Below are 19,423 nucleotides of genomic sequence, written 5' to 3'. Positions count from 1 at the left end.
TATTTGAAATTTTAGGTAATTGATTTTCAATAGTTTACAAAATTAATTGGCTAACATAGTCCAGGTTGTGACATGTCCTTCTGTTGTAGTAGTCCAAGTACCAAAGGTGATTACATTGTCAGCATAACTATAGGGAATCGTGTCCTGATTAATTAGTAAGCTGTCCTCTGATAAAGTATAACTAGTATCGTAATCAGGTCGATAAGTTCCAGCGAGCTCAATTCTTACAGTTGATTCATCTAGAAATATTAAAGTCCGAACGCCATCATGAAACAAGCTCTGCGGTGCACGGTATTCAATCATTGCTTGTTCTGCGTCCTCACCATCGTAAAGAAGGGGTTTTATTACATAGCTTTTCCCAATCAAGTATGCACCTGCAGCTTCTAATTTAGCTGCTTGTTCTTCACGGGCTCTTTCTTCTGCTTCTCTCGCTTCTTGTTCTGCCCTTGCTTGTTCTTCAGCTTCCTCTGCTTCTTTAGCTTCCTGTTCTTCCTTTGCTTTTTCCGCTTTTTCCGCTGCTTCCCCTGCTTCTTTGGCTGCCTGTTCAGAACTTTCTTTAAGCTCGGCTTCCGCTTTTTCATTAGCTTTTTTTTCAGCTTCTGTAATTCTTTGATCTATTACTTGATTGATCCAAATGGCTCCAGTAAAAAAACCCGAACCAATCATCCCTGTAGCGGAAATAATGATTAAGCTTTTTTTTCTAAGTTTTGGTCTTACGGAAAATGTTACCAGACATACTAAGGTAATCAGAAAAATTGCACCCCAAAAGACAATCATTTTTAATCCCTCCCTTAATCTTTTAAGTTTATTATAACTTATCCATTTTTTCCCATAAAGAATTAATAAACTTTGAATTAATGAGATAAATCAAGTTTTTTAAAATTTTAAAGTTGAAACGAGAAAAAACGGTATACCAATCCGGCTAAAGTAAAATTGCAGTATTTACCAATTTTGCGAACTAATCGCAATAATAAAAAACACTACCAGATTGAGCAAATTGGCAGTGATCGAAATTTGTTTGCATATTTGAGTAGATGAAATCCGTCGTTAGTGGAAAATACTAAACCTTAAAATAATTTGACAAAAGCGATTTAATCATACTATCCTTGTTTTAAAAAAGAGGAGGATAGCCTTATGTTAGATGTCCAGGAGTTTTACCCAAACTATTCAGAATCAATAGTTGACAAGCTTAGTGAATTGCAAAAGTTGATTTGGTCTATAGCAACTGAGCAACAAATAAATCTTACTGAACTTCCTAAATGGGGGCAACTTTCAATTGCTGCTAAAAATGGTACACCAATTCGAATTGACAAATTTTCTGACAATGAGATTGCATTATTCGTTCATTGCCAAACTAATTTGCTAGAAAAGTGGCGGGGCCTATTTTCAAATAAGCTTACTTTTTCTGGTAATCGAGGGATTATTTTAGATATCAACTCACCTCTTCCTGAAAATGAATTAAAAATGTGCATTGATATGGCTTTGAATTATCATAGTCTTTAACCGTACTTTTTTAGCTAGCTGAGAGATCTGTTGTCAGTAGACTGTTTTTAGAAGCTTTAGGATAATTAGATTACACTACGAAAATTTATTTAGACTTTGTTCCACTAACAGTTTTTGTCTACAAAGCCCGTTAGACTTTGGTTTGGCGGGCTACTTAATTAACTTTTCATTTAGTGGCTCATGTTGACTAAACCTTCCTGACAAAATTTAAGGGTGATTAATTAGTTTAAAGGAGACGCTTTAATGCCTGAAAAAACAAAGATTCATTTGAACAAATATATACTAGACTAATAAATAAATCTGAAGACTATATTGAGCAGCACCTTAGTGAGCCAATCAGTTTAGCTGATCTAGCAAATCATACACATTTTTCTACCTTTCACTTTCACAAAATATTTAAAAAATATTCGTCAGAAACAGTAAATCAATTTGTAACTAGATTTAAACAAGAACGTGCAGCAATCTTTATTTCTGTGAATCGCTCTATTACTTTGACTGAGGTAGCTTTGAACTATGGTTATTGTGATAGTAGCACGTTTTCTAAAACATTCAAACATCCTTTCGGAGTTAGTCCCTCCAACTATCGTAAACAGCAAGAATTGACAAGAAATCGTTGAGAAACTATTTCATAATTTAAGCATGTAAAGGATTGAGGAGGAGAATAAAATGATTGAACCCCAAAATATGACTGTTGAAGAATTGAATGACGTAAAAATTATTTATATTCGATTCAAGGGAAGCTACTCAGCATTTCGAAAACAAAGTCGAAAGTTATCGAATGAATTATTCAAATTTGCAGAAGACAATAAGTTACTTATCCCTGATATTACTAAGGTTTTGACGATGTATGACGACAACCCATTTATTACAGATGATAAACATTTAAGGACAAGTATTGCTATGACCGTTCCTAATGATTTAGAAATAATAGAAAGCGGAAATATCAGTACATCAGGTATCTCAGGTAAATTTATGGTCGGCCATTTTGAAATAGCTGCTAAAGAATATGGTGACGCATGGCAATACATGTATCAAGAGTGGCTTTTTAAAAATGGAAATCAAGCGAGAGACGCAATTCCTTTTGAACTCTATGTGACTGAGCCACCTAAAAATTTTGAAGATAAGAGCTTCACGGATATCTATATTCCGATAAATTGATTTAAAAAGCAGTCATTCGTAATAAGAGATTGACTGCTTTTTCCTTTGCAGAAAATGATTTATGTGAACCTTCAAAAACTCGACTTATAAACAATCATTTTTGATACTGTCGGACAAGAAAAAACTATTAAGATTTTTCTTAGTGGACAATAATATTTTGAGCAGATGAAATCCGTCGCGAGTGGGCTAGCTTCCTTCAAGATATCTTCTTAAGTGTTTTGCTGTGTAGGAGTTATCTATTTTTAGTAAATCAATGGGATACCCCTCAAACAGTACGTTCCCTCCCGAGATGCCGCCACCCAGGCCCATATCAATAATCCATTGAGCTTTACTGATAATTTTTAGATTATGCTCCATCACAATAACTGTTTTTCCACTTTCCAAAAGCTTGTTACATAAGGCAACCAAATAGTTTATATCACTTTCGTGCAATCCGGTGGAAGGCTCATCTAATATCAGTAAATCAGAAGTACTATGGCGAATAATTTTGGCCATTTTCAATCTTTGAAGCTCACCACCGGAGTAAGTATCTAATGCCTGGCCTAATTTAATATAGCCGAGGCTAACATTGACAAGGTCTTGCATGGTAGCATGCAGAGAATAGTCTACAAAAAGATTTTTAGCTTCAGCTACTGATAATTGAAGCAAGTCGTAAATAGTTAAGCCTTGCCACATTACAGAAAGCGCCTCGTCGTTGTATCTCTTTCCATGACATTTTTCACAAATTTGATGAACGTCTCCCATATAAGCTAAATCAATTTTCAAAAAACCTTTTCCTTTACAAACAGGGCAAGCGCCTTGGCCATTGTAGCTAAATAACGACATACTTTTGCCAGAATGTTCAGCAAAAATCTGTCTGACTTTGTCAAACACATTTAGATAAGTCAGAGCATTAGAGCGCACCGTACCACTGATTGGGCTTTGGTCTAAAATACTAGCCTCAGGATACTTCTGCTTAAAAAGATACCGAATTAAAGTACTTTTGCCAGAGCCTGCCACGCCAGTCACAACTGTGAATGCATGTTTAGGGATTTTAACAGAGGCATTTTTAACATTGTGCAAGCTAACATTTTCTAAAGAATAATAGGTTGAAAATTGTTTTCGCAAAAGATTTACGCTGACAATTTCAGATAACATTTTTCCAGTGAGAGTTGCCGACTTTAACAGCTCTGGGTAAGTCCCTTCAAACGTGATTTCCCCACCTTTATTGCCGGCACCTTCGCCAATTTCGACAACATGATCGGCAATTTTTATAATATCTGGATCATGATCGACTAAAATAACCGTATTTCCTTTATTCTTTAAGCCTTGAATCAATTTGGCAATTCCTTGGATATCTTCTGGATGCAAACCGATACTTGGCTCATCAAAGATATAAACCACATCAGTCAGTGCACTATTCAAATGCTTAGTCATCTTTATTCGCTGGGATTCTCCACCAGAGAGTGTGTTTGTCGGACGATTGAGAAATAAATAGCCCAGTCCAACATTTATTAAACTGTCTAATTTTTTTAGTAAGTCTGTCACAATTATCTTCGCAGTTGGGGCATCAATTGCTTGAATAAATTCCATTAATTCAGGAATTGTCATTTCAACACAATCTGCTATAGATTTTCCGTTGATTTTTGCAGAACGAACACGTTTGTTTACTCTGGTACCATGACATTCGGAGCATTCAGTGACTTCAAGTATATAATCTAATTGCTGAACGTATTTACTTGCATCCTTTTCAATAAAATTTTTAGTGATTCTTGGAATAATTCCAATATAACCTGCGGTTTTAGGCCATTTTTCTGTTGGCTTAAGGGGAGAGCTGCCAGAATCATTTAAAAGCAGATTTAACTCTGTTTCACTATAATCTTTAATTTTTTTGTTATTATCAAAATTTCCAGATTCAGTATATCTAGTCAATCGCCAGCCGCCGGGTTGAAAAGTTGGAAAATTAATAGCTCCTTCATTCAACGATTTATCAGCATTAATCAATTTTTTCACATCAATATGTTTTGTTTCACCCAATCCTTTGCATTCCTCACACATCCCTTGCAGATTATTAAAAGAATAGTTCATGGAGTACCCAATAAATGGTATAGCAATTCTTGAAAAAAGTAATCTCAATCCAGCATAAATATCTGTAATCGTTCCCACAGTCGAGCGTGAGTTTCCGCCAATCTTTTTTTGACTGACAACAATAGAGACTGGTAAGTTATCTATCCTATCAACAATTGGTTGCGGAAAATGGGGTAGAAGCTGCTGAATATAGCTAGAGTATGTTTCATTTAATAATCTTTGAGATTCAGCAGCTATTGTATCAAATACTAAGGAAGACTTACCTGATCCTGAAATACCAGTAACTACGTTTATTTTATATTTGGGAATCTTAAGAGAAACATTTTTTAAATTATTACTCCTAGCACCTGAAATAGAAATGAAATTAGTCATGTTCCTGCTTCCTTTCTGATCTCAACCCTTGAAGATATTTCTCCGCCAACTGCTTAAATATTTCTTTTTCTTCTGCATCAAAGACAACATTAGCAACTTGTTCAAGCTGTGAATGTCCTTTACCTATATCGACAAGTAATTGGTTTCCTTCCTCAGTAAGAAAGGTCACTAATTCTCTGCCGTCCTTTTCGCTTGGCTTTTGCTGCACATAGTGCATCGCCTTCAACTCTTTTAAAGCCTTAGATAATTTTGCTCTGCTAATTCCCAGTAAGATACTGATTTCAGAAGGAAGTTCCTCTTTTCCATTACTCAAAGCATTTAAAATATCGTATTGTAACCAAGTAATATTTTGAGGATTTCTGATATTTCTTTCTGCAACTAATTCACATTGCAAATTTTTTAAAGCAGATGATAAGTCATTCATAAGTACACCTCCATATAATTTCCATATGGAAATTATATCTAATAAGAAAATATTTGGCAAAAGTTTAGACAAAAAAAGGAGCTATCATTAGTAACTAAAAAGCTCCTTGATATACACTTTTTTGATGAGTGAAGCAGTTTGCAGAGTTTTTTCTGATTAGCGCTTTTCACTTATCCCCAATGTTATTTTTGATCATGACTCGCAATTTCTTTTGGCGTCTCATGATGAATGCTCTGGATTATTAGTTGGTAATAAAAAAACATCCTCTCTGACTTTAAGACCCTTTGTCTTGAACAAGTAAAAAATTATAATGCGTTTCTGTTCAAGTGAAAACAAGAGAGCACCATCTGTAAAAATGGTGGAGATTAGAAATTTTTATATTATGAAATTTAGTATACTAAACCCTGAGTTTGTCTACTCACGACTTAGACTTTCTTTAGTAGTTTCGGGATAATTAAATTACACCAAAGAATCGAGCGCAAATTTTATTTCACTAACTATTGTTATCTAGAAAAGCGGTTATGCCAGGCATTTGCTATTTAGACCAATGAATCAAGCGTCTTTTTCACAAGCAAACACCCGCCAAACGTTGGTTTGGCGGGCTACTTTGTCTAATGTGCATTATGTGAACTAAGTCGTTAAATAACAGAGTTATTACTAAGAAAAGAAAAAAAGAGCTATTAATAGAATCAAAAGAAATCCAATAAAGAATGGAGGAACGTATTTAAATACAACTTTTATAAATTTATTTCCTACAGATTTCTCTATGTCAAATTTTGGATTATTAGCGTCTTCTATAAATTCTTGAGGTGTTCTGGACCAAAAAAGACCGTGTGTTTTTTTCATCAAAGCTGCCAAAACCAATAAAAATCCCGTCGCAAGCAACCCAGCATAACCTACGTATATTACAATCTCAATATTCAACTAAATCACTCCCTAGAATTAAGCCTAATTCAATTATAACAGGTTTCTAGTGGCCTAAATATCAATAAATACTCATTTTTTTTACTTTGCATAAGGAGGGTTATGTGAACTATAGTGTTATGAGGCTAATCTTTTGATTTTACCAATGCATAAATTCCCCAGCCTCCACCTAGCAATAGTATTTCAAATATGCCTGCTAAATGAATAAAAAATATATTCGGTAAGTTTTCAAAAAATGACCATGTGTGATTTAACCCAAGAACAATAAATAGAATTGTAGATTGAATCGTTAGTATTTTGTAATAAGATTTTTCCTTTTTTATAAAAGAATAAATAATAGCCGATACAAGGGCAACATTCCAAAGGGCTATCTCCTTTTGCCAACCTAAAGCAACACCCCATGAAGTTCCAGACAAAGCTATTTGTGGAATAAATAGCTGCCAAATAATAGCTCCACTACAAGCGACAAGAACAAAAGTTAGATAGTATTGATAATATTTAATATTTTTCATGAAAATCTCCTTTATTCAATTGTACCACAGGCCAACTTTTAACCTATTGTTCTTGAAGTTTTTACTTGATATAACGTGATTTATGTGAACTTACCTTCAAAAAGGAATTTTTAGACAAACAGAAAAAGGCGATAAATCAATATCGCTTGTAGAAAGATTTGAGTATATCCTAATTTTACACATTATTATGGTGAATAAAAAAAAGCATTACCACCTCGAGCAACTTAGTGGCGATACAAATGCTGCTATAGTTCTTTACGACAAAATTATGTTGCATTCGTTTAACAGCTAATGTACTTCATTTGATCTTTCTTAGACAAGGCATATCTGGTCCTTTAAAGGATATCTTCTATTTGAATAGTTAATTAAAAAGGCAAATTTGTTTCTTTCAACCCTTTTTTTCACCAATTTACTTGAAGAAGCCGACAATAATTATCCTGATAATTGAAACAGCTGAACCATTAAAATGTACCAAATTGAAGCCGTAGAGTTTAATCGTCTACGGCTTACTTTTAGTCTTTATTTGTCTATTTAACACTTTAAAATTTCAACACAAGGTGTATGCACTATCAGAATTTGTATGTCCCAGGAAAATAGAAATCATTAATAATTTGATTCCCCAATGTGTCAGAGGCATATCGGTGCATGATTTGCAGGTTTTTCCCTTTTAGTTTCGTAACATCAAAAGTTGCTTGAAATCCACTATTCTGAACCCCTGCAACATTTTTTCCAACATAGCTTGCTACATCTGTTCTAGTGATTGAACTATCAATTTTGGCCCTAGCTACTTCTTTTCCATTCTCTAACAGGAATACAAATCTATTCGTTCCTTTTGGTGAATTCCACGCTGCATGCCACCCAATTACTTTACGTAAATTGCCTTCTGTCTGAATCACATCTAGATTACCATCATTTACTTTTCCAGGTAGTGAGTATACGGTTGGAAATGTTTTATCTAGTTTCCATGCATTCCCTTGGCTATCTGTCGCATAACGAACAAGGATCTTAAACTGTCGACCCAATAATACTTCTGGAGTACCACCTTTTATTGTCCATCCCACATTAGAGCCATTTACTGTAGGGTAAACTGCTGAGACATCTGTACGAGACTTTCTAGTCATCTTTAACCTAGTAATTTCTTTTCCAGTATTACTATCCATAAAGAAAACAAACGGTGTTGTACTTTGAATATTTTCAGTCGTTGTCATCCAGCCATCAATTAGAAAATCATACGTATTCATTGATACTGTGTCCAATGAAGCATTTACTGTTGGCGCTGGTGCAGCATCTTTTAGAATTCGCTTTGCAAAGCTTGGGTAGTAGTATGTTAAGCTAGTTCTTTTCACCTTTTGACCAGGTTGAGGAGCATAAATCATCTGGTTATTCCCAACATAAATTGCCACATGATATGTTGAACCACGATTTCCATAAAATAATAAGTCTCCTGGCTGTAGAGCACTCATACTGACATCTCGGCCATATTTTTCTTGGTTATAAGTGCCCATTGGCAGTTCAATGTTTACTGCCTGCTTATATACGTACTTTACAAGACCACCGCAATCGAAACTATTTGGACCTTGAGCTCCACTTACATAAGGTTTCCCTAATTGGGCCTCTGCAACTTGAACGATTTTAGTCTGATCTGAACTCATTGCCGCAAAAGTTGTTACCCCACGATCAGAAATTTTTTCTTCATGTGGTAGATCAGGAATTTGCATAATTTGTTCGAATTGTTCTAAAGAGTATCCTGCATCTAATCCTTCTTTTTCCTTTTGAGCATACTCTTCAGCACTAAAATTGTTTCCACTTGCGTGTACCGTATTAGGAAGCATCGTCACTGATAATAAAGTTGAACATAGTATGCAGATTTTTGTAGTTTTAAACCATAAGGTTTTAGCCTTTTTCAAATTAAATCCCCCCCAAAAAATAATTTTAATAACCTAAACGAATATATTTAGTTATACCTACTCATTCTAAAAAATACCGTGTATCATTCTAAAACTGTCAACATAAATGCGCGCGCTTTCATAAAGGCATTATAAACTTTATTTTTAGCTTTTGCAATATTTTTTTATTTTATACATAAATAAAGACAGTATGCGAATAATTTAACTCGTGCTCTCTCAATCATTTCGGACAATGCTATTATTAAAATAGAATATTGATAAATCAATCGTTTAGAAAGCAAAATTAGGGTGCATTTAAATTCATCCCTGAAACGAACGTTCTGAATATAAAAAGCAAAACAAATAATCCACCAAAGATTCTTGGTGGATTATTTGTTTTGGCTCTATAATTTATGGGGCTGAAGAATCAATTTTGATTCATCAGTCCCATAAATTATAGAGCCGTTATTTTTTTGTTTTTTATGATCAAGTATCAGCAAAACCAACGTCGCAAAGGCGATCATCAGTTGAATTGCTTCAAACGTTGTCACTCGCTACTCCCTTCTAGGGATAAAGCTATAAACCATAGGCAATCACCCCTTTTTCAAGAGATTAGCCACCATCTTTTCACTTTTCTACCTTGCAAGTATACCATATAATTTTAGTCATAAAATGCAGGTATTTTTACATCTTGATCTTCTAAAAATACACTAGCTAATCAATTATGAATCACTTAAAACTGTACACAAAAAATCTTAATCTGCAAAAAAATCCTAATCTTTTGTTATCTCGTCTAATCGCATGACTATTCCCCATTTATTTTGCAATTTATTCTCTATAGGAATCAGAAACATTATCAAAAACATCATTATCATTATTACGATAATAAATATTAGCATCATCTAAATTCAAAATCTTTGATACCTCTTTATACTCATCTGACAACCAATTCATAGCACTAGTACCATCTCCTGTTTTTGTCAAAAAAACATATATCTTACCTTCATACTCAACGACTTTAATATCATGGACTGATGATCCTTTAGGATAAGCTTTATTATAAAATCTACCTTCCAGTTTTACATCTCCTAAATCAAATATCTGTTTTATATTCATAGTGAACACTCCTTTTTTAAACAACTAGCAACCTTCCAATCTACTATTACCAACTACCCTTCAATTACATCGTATATCAATTTCAAATGATAATTCATAGCAACCATTTCACTAGCTATTACTGGTGAAACAAATTTTTCTCCAATAACAATTTGAGAAATCTCAGAAACATTGATATACCGTATCTCTCCTGAGACACTTTCCACTTTGCAATATTTATCCTCAGACCCAAGAACCTGATCTACCCAATTTTTAGCCAAATCTTCACTTTTACAACTCAACTGTACATAATCACCATTTTTTAAATGAATTGTTACTTCTGAACGCTCCATGTTATCAACTCCTTTTCGTTATTTAATTCAAAAAACAGCTAGTTTACATAACCGCTATTATATCAAGTATACCAAACATTTTTCTAATTCATCATTTTTTTAATGAAGAACTATAAAAAAATAGAAAACGAAAGCTATCAAAACTTAAAAGGATTGATAGCTTTTCTTTAAATGTGATAAAATCAAGGTTAATAAACTTAGCATGATCAAGATGGAAACTGATGATTTTTTTGATGCTCGGCTATGCTTGCCTGAGTAACTGAGACCAAGATTTAGAAACACAAATTAATGCTTTGACGAACTACGGCTGCGATAAAATTTGTACTAACAAATATACTGGAACAAAAATGGAACAAAAAGAGTTTTAGCAGTTACTAGAAACTATTTTTTGAAGGCGATATTTTAGTTGTTCACGAATCGATTAGATTTCCCCGTCAACATTTCAGGGGCTGAATACTGTTCAAGAACTTTTTAAAAATGGTGTTAAGGTTCATATTTTAAAAATGCGCATCATCGAAAATACACCAACCGGCAGACTAATCTTAACTCAAATGTTAGCCATTGGGGAATTTGAGCGCGACATGATTTTGAAACGTACGCAAGAAGGAAAGGCCCTAGCGAAGTTAAATCCAAATTTCAGAGAAGGCCGACCCCAAAAATTTAGCAAAGACCAGCTAGAATTAGCAATGGAATTATTGAAGCAGTACACCACCAAAGAAGTTTCTAAAAAAAATGGTATTAGTGTGGCCACTTTGTACCAAGAAAAAGCTAATTGGAGAAGAAAGTGCTTTTTATCAACAGACTAAAAATGATGGCATTATGGAAAAACTTTAGGAGAGACTATGAAATTAGGAGATAAAATCAATACTTTTAGAACGCTAAATAATCTTTCACAGTCTGAACTTTCTGAGATAATCGGTGTAGGGGAAAAAGAAATATCCGATTGGGAGTTAGGAAATGTGTATCCAACTATTCATCAAATAGAGGAATTAAGTGTTGCCTTTCGAATTCCATTATTTGAGTTACTGCTTGATGACTTGGGTGATATTGAGCTCATTGTCTATCGGACTCCTTTGAGACAATGCTATTGGATTGCGTTCTTTTCTGGAGTTATCTCCATCTTTACTATGGCTATTTTGTATCACAGAGTCGGACTTTGGGCATTATATCTGTCAGTTGGCTGTTTAATCATTCATCTCTTTTCTTTATTCAAATTAATTACGTACAAGGGCTCAAAATTGCTTCAAACTTATGGCGCAATTCTCAGCTATGTTAACAATAACGGAATATCTGTTGAAGAGAATCCTTTTCTTAAAAAAAGTGAAAAAATAACCTTCGCCGATATAATCCTACTCCTCATCACAGCAATTAGTACGGGTTTATTCATTGGAATAGTATACTCTATGTTTACCTACTCTCCTTAAACAAGAATCATGCTTAAAAATGACAGTTTGGCCTATAAATTTGAAAATAGGCATCATTTTTTATGACTCAATCTCCTTTTCATTACCCATAAACTTTTGTTTTAACTCTTACTAATAATGAAAAAATCCACCAAGAAGAAAAATTCTCGGTGGATTAAAATTTTATTGAGTTGATAAAAACTGTAGGTAATGGCCGCCTTGAGGTCTTTGTTCGAGTGATTATTTTGTTTTTACTAAGGTTTTAGAGTCATCTATATTGAACCGTCGAAAAAGTTTAAAGAGTTTGTTTATCCAATACCCATCAATAGAAAGCTTTATTAAATCATCTTTCTCTTGGTTATTTACATATTTTCAAAGTTCTCAAACGATTCAGATTGTTTTATTTCAATTAGCCCCTTCCATAGCTTCATAGTATTTTTAGTTTATTCAGTAGTTTTTTTACTTAATGGATTAAGCTACACAATATCGATAACTCCACTGATAGTTGATAAAGAGTTCGTTGATAGTTCTCGTGCCATGCACCACTCGGCATCCGAATCATTCTTGTGAAAAACGCCAAACTCATAAGATGGTCGAAAACCTAGCTTTCGATATATTTCAGGGTCTCCACATAAAAAAACTGACGTATACCCCATAGTTTTAGCTTTTTGAAGTGCATGCTCAATCATCTTTCTTGCAATTCCTTGGTGGAAATATTCTGGATGGACACAGATAGGGGATAATACCAAGGATTCAACTAGTTTAGTTTGACTTGTTATGTTTGTTTTATATAACAAAATTTGTCCAACAATTCTACCCGTTTCAGTTGTAGCAACAAAAGATAGTTCCGGTATAAAGGTGCTTTTAGTTCGTTCAGCATTCAAGTAATCTGCTTCTGTACCATCTGAATAGGTGGTTGTAGCAAAAGATGCTTTCACCAGGCTGTATACTTCATCATAATCAGATTTCAATTCCTGCCGTATAGTAAAAATAAAATCCCTCCGTTCTTCAACTAAAAATATTTTCATGTGAATTATTCTCAAGAAAGTAACACGAAATTTTATAGTTCTCTTTGAAAAAAACAAGACAAAAGTTAATAGACTTATTGTACAACATCCTAACCAACTAGAGTATTTAGTTTGATAAAAACTAAATAGTAAATAAATTAGCTAAGAGATATAAATCATTTAAAACCTAAATTTATCTTACTAACTATTTTTCCTACAAAGCCAGTCTCCTCAGGATTCTACTATTTAATCCAATGAATCATGCGCCTTTTCTCAAGCGAACATTTGCCAAGCATTAGTCTGGCAGGCTGTTTTGTATACAAACATTTAAATAGCATTTTTCGATAACTTAGCTATTTTGCGTGCTACAATAATAATAAAACTAAAATTGGAGTTCTATATGAAGGAATTGACTGTAAAACAATTAGAAGATTACTTAGCCCTCAAGTACAAAGATACGGGCATAACAGAAAGCCTCTTTATGAAATTGGTTGAAGAAATTGGCGAAGTTGCGGAGGTTTTAAATCAGATTCAAGGCCGAAAAAAGAAGCCGTTGGATAACTCTTTAGCAAATGAATTAGTTGATGTTATTCACTACACATTTGCTATCGCAGCCCTTAATAATATTGATTTAGAAAAAGCCATTATAGAAAAAGACAAAGACGGATCTCGGAGATATAATCAACCCCCTAACCTTTCAGAATTTCTTTCAGACAACCTTGCATAAAAAGACTCTGTCAACATAAAAGGTAAACAGCAAGGGCTTCTCCTCACTATTGTAGTGATAAACTATAAAAAACTAACTGTTAACACCTGATGGGAGATTTTTATGAAAGTTGCTCAAACGCAGGTATCTAATAAAGTAATCGTAATGTATCTGATTATTTTCTTCTCTTGGTGGTCTTTATTTGAGTTATCCGGAGTACCCTTGCTTGGGTCTCCACTAACACAAAAATTATCAGGCTCCATAATCAAATTTTTAACTTGGACAGTTCCCGCCATTTTTTTAATGAAAAGGTATAGCAATTCTTTGTATTTGCCATTTAATACTATCCTTAAAAATAAGTTTAATTTAAGACCTTACCTACTTATAATTGTGCTGATGATTAGTTATGTTTTTATCGGTTCATGGATAAAAAATGGCCAACTACAATTTAACGAGTTGTTTAATCCATACGATTTAATCGATACGTTCTTTTTTGTAGGCATTACTGAAGAGATAGTTTTTAGAGGTTGGTTACTTAATGAATTACTAGTCAAAACACGCAAAATTAAAGCAGTTTTTTCAACTCCCTTCTCTTTTTATTAATCCATTTTCCCATCTGGGTTAGAACGGATAATTTCATTCAAAATATTACAACAGGCGCTTTCATCAATGTTTTAGTTTTGAGTTTTATTTATTCAATTGCTTTTATAAAAAGTAAAAATATACTTGTTCCTATTTTTCTGCACATGAGTTGGAATTTGTCGGTACTACTATTTTTTGAATGAAATTATTCACACTACCTTACTTGCCATAACTTACTTTTTCCAATCTAAATACAACATAAGCATAAGTCAACGAACTCCCGTCAAAAACTTTTACAAGATAGACATAGCTATCAGGCTAACCATAAAAAGAGCTTATGAATTTCATCACTGATTAATTAGGCGCAATTCATCGCCAGCACATCCTAAATTTTTAATTAAAAACGTTAAATCTTATACCATGTTAAGCTTATTCAGAAAAGCTTTTATTATCGACAAGCTACTAGTTGGAGGACCATATACAATGGAACATAATAATTGGCAAGAGTTATACAATCAAGCTGTCGCTGTCTGCAGGGAACGGCAAGTCTCTGAATTTATGTATGCGGGTAGTGTTGGGGCTGCAGTCCTGACAGATGCAGGAAAAATTTATACAGGGATTTCGATTGATACGGCTTGCTCGATTGGCTACTGCGCTGAACGCAACGCAATTGGCACAATGTTGACTGATGGAGAAACGACAATCACAAAAATAGTCGCTGTTAAAGGGACTGAGGTGATTATGCCCTGTGGTGTTTGCCGTGAATTTATGATGCAATTAGGCGGACAAAATCGCCAAATGGAAGTGTTGACTAGTTTAAACCCACTGAAAACTATTACTTTGACTGAGCTTATTCCTGATTATTGGGCATAAAATAAATTCAAACCTGACAAAGGAGACAGTAAATGATTACAACAATTCTTTTTGATGTGGATGGTACTTTGATTGACACCTCTAATGTGATGCGAAAGTCTCTGCAAGAAATTTTGAAAAAAGAAAAGCAGCTGGAGGTTTCTCTTGAGGATTTGCAGTATATTTTAGGGATTCCCGGGCGTCAGGCTTTAGAAAATTTTACGACGAACCCGCAGGAAATAGTTGCTTTACATGAAAAATGGAGTAAAAATGTTTTAAATTATCTCACGGAAATCACTGTTTTTCCAGGCATTACTGAGGCCGTCAAGGCATTGCATAATAAGGGCGTTAAATTGGGGATTGTCACCTCAAAGACGCGGGCAGGAATCGCTACTGAGTTTGATCAATTTGGACTATCAGCTTATTTTGATTGTGTAATTACTGCGACAGACACAACTTTCCACAAGCCTCATCCGGAGCCAATTTTAAAAGCACTGGACCTGCTGAATTCAAAAAGTGAACAAACCCTTTTTGTTGGAGATTCGCCACAGGATATCGCCTGTGCACAAGCTGCCGGCACAAAATTTGCCTTGGCGGAGTGGGGAACACTTAACAAAAAGCTATCCAAAGAAGCTGATTTTTCTTTGAGTTCACCCGCTGAGCTGCTGACTATTAGCTAATCCAATTGGTACAGCGAATTTTGAAAAGAAGCAAAAATCTGCTCTCGACATTTAACGACGATACGTTGTAAAGCAATCCCCCAATTAGAAATATATCTCCGCAAAGTAAACCTATCAAACACAAACATAACAATACGACCATTAGCTCTTAGAAAAATCAAAATTCTAAGGGCTTTTCAGCTTGTAAAAAGCAGAAGATTTCCCTTATTTCACTCCCCTCGCCAAATAAAAAGCACCGAACACTCAGCCAATGTCCCCTAAATTTTAAAAAGTATTTCAGTTTCCTGCGTAATATTTTTCTGTTATTTTGAAATGGTCTACATCCCCTAGCAGCCAACCATACTTGTCTCACCTCACTATATTTAACCTAGCCAATGTGACTAAGCTTACTGCAATGTTAGATTTTTCTTGGCAAAACGGTGCTAGAATGATCGTATCAAGTTAACTGATAAAAAAACTGGTCTAGCAGAACATACAAGAATTTTCTTCTGAACAAAAATCGCAAAAAAATATTCTGTAAATTTTCATTCACACAATCTGCAGTTGGGTTTCAAGCGAATCTGCAACCAAATTTTCTATATGTCCAAGGAGATAAACCTGTTCTACTAAACTGATAATTGCTATGTTGAAACCTTCTGGCACCAATTGAAAAGAGGAAAAATCATGAAAAAAGAAACCTTCAATACACCATTTAGCAGATATTTTCCAAGAAAGGTGGTCCGTCATTTATTAAGTGAAGTCGAGGCTGTCTTGTCCACCAACGATTCTGCAATCAGCGTAGAAGAACACGAGTTGCTGATAAACTTCAAAAACGATTTACTGAATAAGAAGCTCTATTATGAACGGGCGAGTTTGAATTTTGCCAGAACAGCTTATCCGCTAGTTCTCAAAAGAGCTGTTAGCAAGCCAACTCAACAGCTCTACTTAGAAGTTTTAAGGTTGAATCCTGGGTTGGTCAACGGTTTCTTGGGCTATGAGTTACTTTTTAAAAATATATTGGGTGTGCGGTAAGGATTTTTAAGAAAGTTGTCCCGCTGATTGTTGAAAAATTATTGGCGGAGCCTAAATTTAAGCGGACCAACTTGTATTCAGCTCATCAGGAGAAAATTTTTTAAGTATGTAAGGAGTGGATTGCGATGGAATTAGCGGAAAAAATGAACTTAATTTCTTCAGACAAGGTGACAGAAGCATATTTTGTCGCTAAGATGGACCGGCTGGATTATCAGGGCTCAGCCCTAGTCCATGCTTATCTAGGAAAAGAAAATTTTGCTGAGGAATATCAAACTATTCAGCAGAAACACCCTATGTTTAAGTGGTCTTCTGTAACTATTAATCAACTATTTGCCACTGTTCAAAACTTGGAGAGGGTGTTGATTGTCCTCACAAAAAGAGCCAAGGCATACAAACATGCACTTCAAGTTAATTTTCCAAACGCTCAGATTGTTTTTCAATCAAACTAGCACTTTACTAGGCTTTTGAAAATTGCTGCTTCAGTTGGATGCTAATAGGTTTTGCATTTTTTTGACAATCTCATAGGCGGAATCTTTTTCTGCTGCAAGGAGTAGCTGTTGATTCAGCTGATCGATTTTCCCTTTGACCTCAGCTGCAATACTCTTCCCTTCTTCGGTTAACGATAGCAGCTGACTTCTTTTATCTATACTGATATCTTTTTTGACTAGGCCTTGTTCGACCAAGCTATTAATACTGCGTGTAACAGAACTTTGGTTTAATTTCACTAGGGGAGTGAAATCCTTTTGGCTGATGTTGGGATTGTCATCGAGTTTAATTATATAGAAGTAATTATTGGAATTTAGGCCTAGCGGATTTAAGAGCTCATTGATTTTCTTTGAAATATCCCGCTCAAGAATGGCTATTTGTTGAACCAAATCATTTTTATTCGTCATCTGGAACCTCGCAAGTGTAGTGTGTTTTTAATTTAACTAAAAAATCCTCGAGAAGCAAGTTTTCTTGAACATTTTTATCGCTGCTAAACAGTGAATTGAGTTATATCGCCAGAAATTAAATGCGTTTGCATGTAAATTGTGAAATATGCTACAATTGTTTCACTATCACATTAGGAGGAAATTATTATGATTTTAATCACATCCGCTGCTGGCAATACAGGGCGGTCAATTGCCAATTATTTAATAGCTGCTGGCTTTGATGTTGCCGTGACCGATATTAATCCACAGGTTGCAGAAATTCCCGGTATCAAAAAATCTTTCGTTGGTGATTTGACAAACTTAACATTTATCAATCAACTAATGGGTGCTGTCGATCAGGTTGTCTATATTCCCCCATTGTTTTCTGCAGAAGAAACTCTGATTGGTAAACAGCTGATTGATAGCGCCATCGACCATCAAGTGAACCAATTTGTTTTCATCTCAGTCACTCATCCAATTTTATCTACTTTACTCCAACATATTGCCAAACGGGATGTTGAGGAGCACCTGATTTATCGTGGGATGGAGACGCAATTCCCGTATACGATTTTACAGCCGATGCATTACATGCATAATTTTAATCCTGCTATTGTCGAACAAACCAATGAATATCGCATCTTTTATAGGAGCAACAGCAAGGTTGCCTATGTCGATACTACCGATGTTGCTGAAGTTCTAGCAGATGTTCTCCGTAATATTGAAAAACATAACAAAGCGACTTACGAATTAGTCGGAACGCAGCCCTACTCTCCTAATGAATTAGTTTCTATGTTCAATCAAGTCTACAATAAAAAGGCCAAAGCTATCTACGTTCCCGTCGAAGATTTTCTTGACCAAATCAATGCCACTGATTTATATTTCCGCAAAGGCTTTGAGCAACTGGCAGATTCTTATACCACATGGGGACTAGATGGTAATAGTAATATTCTAAAATTATTACTCGGCCGCAAACCGACTTCTTTTGAAGACTATTTGCGGGAACAACAAAAATAAGCAAATTATCTGCGAAAAAAATCATCGCAAAATTAAGTTTTGCTACCCCTCATTTTGAAGCTAGCAGACAGAATTTGCGGTGATTTTTGTTGGACTAACCCTCTGAATTTTTTGGAGGGTCAGTTTTTTTATCAAGCAATTTTTTTAGGTTTTCTAGTATAAAGGTAAATCAGTAGATACTGAATAATAATAGAGAGAATCAGCACAGCAGCTATAGTATATCTACCAGTTTTTGTCTCAAAAAAATGTGAAAACATGGTAATTCTGGAAAAAATTCCAATGATGGCACAACTGGTAATTGCCGGTATAAAGACCGCCCAGATTTTTCTGTTTTCGCGTGTTTGTCTGAAAAATAAAACAGCCGTGACCACTAATAAAATCAAGATAATCAGTATGCCCCAAATCCCGGTAATTCTAAATTGATAAGGAGTTTTAACCATTGTTAAGAGCATCACGCCGCCAGCTAAGAGAATTCCAAGGAGAATCACATTAAGTATATTAAAAAGTTTCTTTTTCTTTTGATACACATTCGTACCAACTAACCAAAATATCAGCAAAGCGATGGCAATAGAATAGACAGCTACAATTCCAAATGCACCAATATCAAAGGCCTTATCAGGTAATACTAAGGCTGGAAACAAACTGAAGACAGTGTAAGCTCCTAATGCAAATAAGATTAATTTTAGAAAATCTTTGATACTGTTTGGGACAGCCTGAATTAGTTCATCCGCAATTTCTTTAGGTTGCTTCCAAAAATAGTCCTCAGCGTCAATGCCTGCTGCTTGAGATTCTAAGATATCTTGTAAAATCTCAAAGGCTTTTTCTTCGATTACCAATTCATTTTTGAATGTCCCTTTTGCTCTAAGATAAATTACTAAATCTCCATAATAGCTTTGATTAGCTAGATTTAATTGCTTTTGAAGCTCGCTGTTTTTTTGAATCAATTCCTCTGTATTCATCATG

General features: G+C 34.7%; 23 protein-coding genes and 1 pseudogene. 12 read left to right on the top strand and 12 right to left on the bottom strand.

What is annotated here, in order from left to right; translation table 11 throughout:
* Positions 1–42 precede the first annotated feature (42 nt).
* A complete protein-coding gene (locus ORH16_RS14915) occupies positions 43–777 on the bottom strand; it encodes a hypothetical protein (RefSeq protein ID WP_265459645.1) in 735 nt (244 codons plus the stop codon).
* Positions 778–1,134: 357 nt separating this feature from the next.
* Between ORH16_RS14915 and ORH16_RS14910 the strand changes: the two genes are divergently transcribed.
* From ORH16_RS14910 to ORH16_RS14900, 3 genes are all read left to right on the top strand, one after another.
* Positions 1,135–1,503, top strand: a complete 369-nt coding sequence (locus tag ORH16_RS14910; RefSeq protein ID WP_265459644.1) for a DUF1801 domain-containing protein — start codon at positions 1,135–1,137, stop codon at positions 1,501–1,503.
* 275 nt (positions 1,504–1,778) lie between these two features.
* Entirely contained in the window at positions 1,779–2,120 is a 342-nt protein-coding gene (locus tag ORH16_RS14905; protein ID WP_265459858.1) for a helix-turn-helix transcriptional regulator, read from the top strand.
* Between the two features lie 49 nt (positions 2,121–2,169).
* Entirely contained in the window at positions 2,170–2,661 is a 492-nt protein-coding gene (locus tag ORH16_RS14900) for an AraC family transcriptional regulator (protein ID WP_265459643.1), read from the top strand.
* 186 nt (positions 2,662–2,847) lie between these two features.
* Here ORH16_RS14900 and ORH16_RS14895 read toward each other — a convergent pair whose 3' ends face one another.
* From ORH16_RS14895 to ORH16_RS14860, 8 genes are all read right to left on the bottom strand, one after another.
* Positions 2,848–5,100, bottom strand: coding sequence for an excinuclease ABC subunit UvrA (locus ORH16_RS14895; RefSeq protein ID WP_265459642.1), 2,253 nt, complete (start codon positions 5,098–5,100; stop codon positions 2,848–2,850).
* A complete protein-coding gene (locus ORH16_RS14890; protein ID WP_265459641.1) occupies positions 5,093–5,524 on the bottom strand; it encodes a MarR family winged helix-turn-helix transcriptional regulator in 432 nt (143 codons plus the stop codon). The genes ORH16_RS14895 and ORH16_RS14890 overlap by 8 nt, the downstream gene beginning before the upstream one ends.
* Positions 5,525–6,181: 657 nt before the next feature.
* The gene (locus ORH16_RS14885) at positions 6,182–6,448 is read right to left on the bottom strand and encodes a hypothetical protein (protein WP_265459640.1); all 267 of its coding nucleotides are present in this window, start codon (positions 6,446–6,448) and stop codon (positions 6,182–6,184) included.
* Positions 6,449–6,573: 125 nt separating this feature from the next.
* Positions 6,574–6,960: a hypothetical protein gene (locus ORH16_RS14880; protein WP_265459639.1), complete on the bottom strand. Its 387-nt coding sequence runs from the start codon at positions 6,958–6,960 to the stop codon at positions 6,574–6,576.
* A 569-nt stretch (positions 6,961–7,529) separates the two neighbouring features.
* Entirely contained in the window at positions 7,530–8,867 is a 1,338-nt protein-coding gene (locus tag ORH16_RS14875) for a C40 family peptidase (protein WP_265459638.1), read from the bottom strand.
* Positions 8,868–9,250: 383 nt separating this feature from the next.
* Positions 9,251–9,397: a putative holin-like toxin gene (locus tag ORH16_RS14870; protein ID WP_265459637.1), complete on the bottom strand. Its 147-nt coding sequence runs from the start codon at positions 9,395–9,397 to the stop codon at positions 9,251–9,253.
* A gap of 277 nt (positions 9,398–9,674) precedes the next feature.
* Entirely contained in the window at positions 9,675–9,962 is a 288-nt protein-coding gene (locus tag ORH16_RS14865) for a hypothetical protein (protein ID WP_265459636.1), read from the bottom strand.
* Positions 9,963–10,015: 53 nt separating this feature from the next.
* The gene (locus ORH16_RS14860) at positions 10,016–10,294 is read right to left on the bottom strand and encodes a hypothetical protein (RefSeq protein ID WP_265459634.1); all 279 of its coding nucleotides are present in this window, start codon (positions 10,292–10,294) and stop codon (positions 10,016–10,018) included.
* A gap of 425 nt (positions 10,295–10,719) precedes the next feature.
* Between ORH16_RS14860 and ORH16_RS14855 the strand changes: the two genes are divergently transcribed.
* Both ORH16_RS14855 and ORH16_RS14850 read left to right on the top strand, forming a co-directional pair.
* Positions 10,720–11,100 (top strand): recombinase family protein, encoded by a 381-nt coding sequence (locus ORH16_RS14855; RefSeq protein ID WP_265459857.1) that lies wholly within the window; start codon positions 10,720–10,722, stop codon positions 11,098–11,100.
* A 36-nt stretch (positions 11,101–11,136) separates the two neighbouring features.
* The gene (locus tag ORH16_RS14850; protein ID WP_265459633.1) at positions 11,137–11,718 is read left to right on the top strand and encodes a helix-turn-helix domain-containing protein; all 582 of its coding nucleotides are present in this window, start codon (positions 11,137–11,139) and stop codon (positions 11,716–11,718) included.
* A 455-nt stretch (positions 11,719–12,173) separates the two neighbouring features.
* On the opposite strand, the gene ORH16_RS14845 is transcribed toward ORH16_RS14850, so the two are convergent.
* Positions 12,174–12,725, bottom strand: coding sequence for a GNAT family N-acetyltransferase (locus tag ORH16_RS14845; protein WP_265459632.1), 552 nt, complete (start codon positions 12,723–12,725; stop codon positions 12,174–12,176).
* 379 nt (positions 12,726–13,104) lie between these two features.
* Here ORH16_RS14845 and ORH16_RS14840 point away from each other — a divergent pair, with 379 nt between their 5' ends.
* The 6 genes and pseudogenes from ORH16_RS14840 to ORH16_RS14815 all read left to right on the top strand — a co-directional run bounded on the left by ORH16_RS14840 (position 13,105) and on the right by ORH16_RS14815 (position 16,984).
* A complete protein-coding gene (locus tag ORH16_RS14840) occupies positions 13,105–13,431 on the top strand; it encodes a MazG nucleotide pyrophosphohydrolase domain-containing protein (RefSeq protein ID WP_265459631.1) in 327 nt (108 codons plus the stop codon).
* 102 nt (positions 13,432–13,533) lie between these two features.
* Positions 13,534–14,195, top strand: a pseudogene (locus ORH16_RS14835) (lysostaphin resistance A-like protein).
* Between the two features lie 280 nt (positions 14,196–14,475).
* Complete coding sequence (locus ORH16_RS14830; protein WP_265459629.1) at positions 14,476–14,865, top strand: cytidine deaminase family protein; 390 nt, start codon at positions 14,476–14,478, stop codon at positions 14,863–14,865.
* Positions 14,866–14,897: 32 nt separating this feature from the next.
* Positions 14,898–15,524, top strand: coding sequence for an HAD family hydrolase (locus tag ORH16_RS14825; RefSeq protein ID WP_265459628.1), 627 nt, complete (start codon positions 14,898–14,900; stop codon positions 15,522–15,524).
* 663 nt (positions 15,525–16,187) lie between these two features.
* Complete coding sequence (locus ORH16_RS14820; protein ID WP_265459627.1) at positions 16,188–16,535, top strand: hypothetical protein; 348 nt, start codon at positions 16,188–16,190, stop codon at positions 16,533–16,535.
* A 125-nt stretch (positions 16,536–16,660) separates the two neighbouring features.
* Positions 16,661–16,984, top strand: coding sequence for a hypothetical protein (locus ORH16_RS14815; RefSeq protein ID WP_265459626.1), 324 nt, complete (start codon positions 16,661–16,663; stop codon positions 16,982–16,984).
* Between the two features lie 30 nt (positions 16,985–17,014).
* On the opposite strand, the gene ORH16_RS14810 is transcribed toward ORH16_RS14815, so the two are convergent.
* Complete coding sequence (locus ORH16_RS14810; RefSeq protein ID WP_265459625.1) at positions 17,015–17,428, bottom strand: MarR family winged helix-turn-helix transcriptional regulator; 414 nt, start codon at positions 17,426–17,428, stop codon at positions 17,015–17,017.
* Between the two features lie 186 nt (positions 17,429–17,614).
* On the opposite strand from ORH16_RS14810, the gene ORH16_RS14805 reads away from it, so the two are divergent.
* Complete coding sequence (locus ORH16_RS14805) at positions 17,615–18,460, top strand: NmrA family NAD(P)-binding protein (RefSeq protein ID WP_265459624.1); 846 nt, start codon at positions 17,615–17,617, stop codon at positions 18,458–18,460.
* A gap of 131 nt (positions 18,461–18,591) precedes the next feature.
* On the opposite strand, the gene ORH16_RS14800 is transcribed toward ORH16_RS14805, so the two are convergent.
* Positions 18,592–19,422, bottom strand: coding sequence for a hypothetical protein (locus tag ORH16_RS14800; RefSeq protein ID WP_265459623.1), 831 nt, complete (start codon positions 19,420–19,422; stop codon positions 18,592–18,594).
* Position 19,423 lies beyond the last annotated feature (1 nt).

The sequence above is a fragment of the Enterococcus sp. HY326 genome (assembly GCF_026157065.1).
GTDB lineage: Bacteria > Bacillota > Bacilli > Lactobacillales > Enterococcaceae > HY326.
Note: the sequence above shows the minus strand (reverse complement) of the source record. Positions and strands in the feature narration are given on the sequence as shown.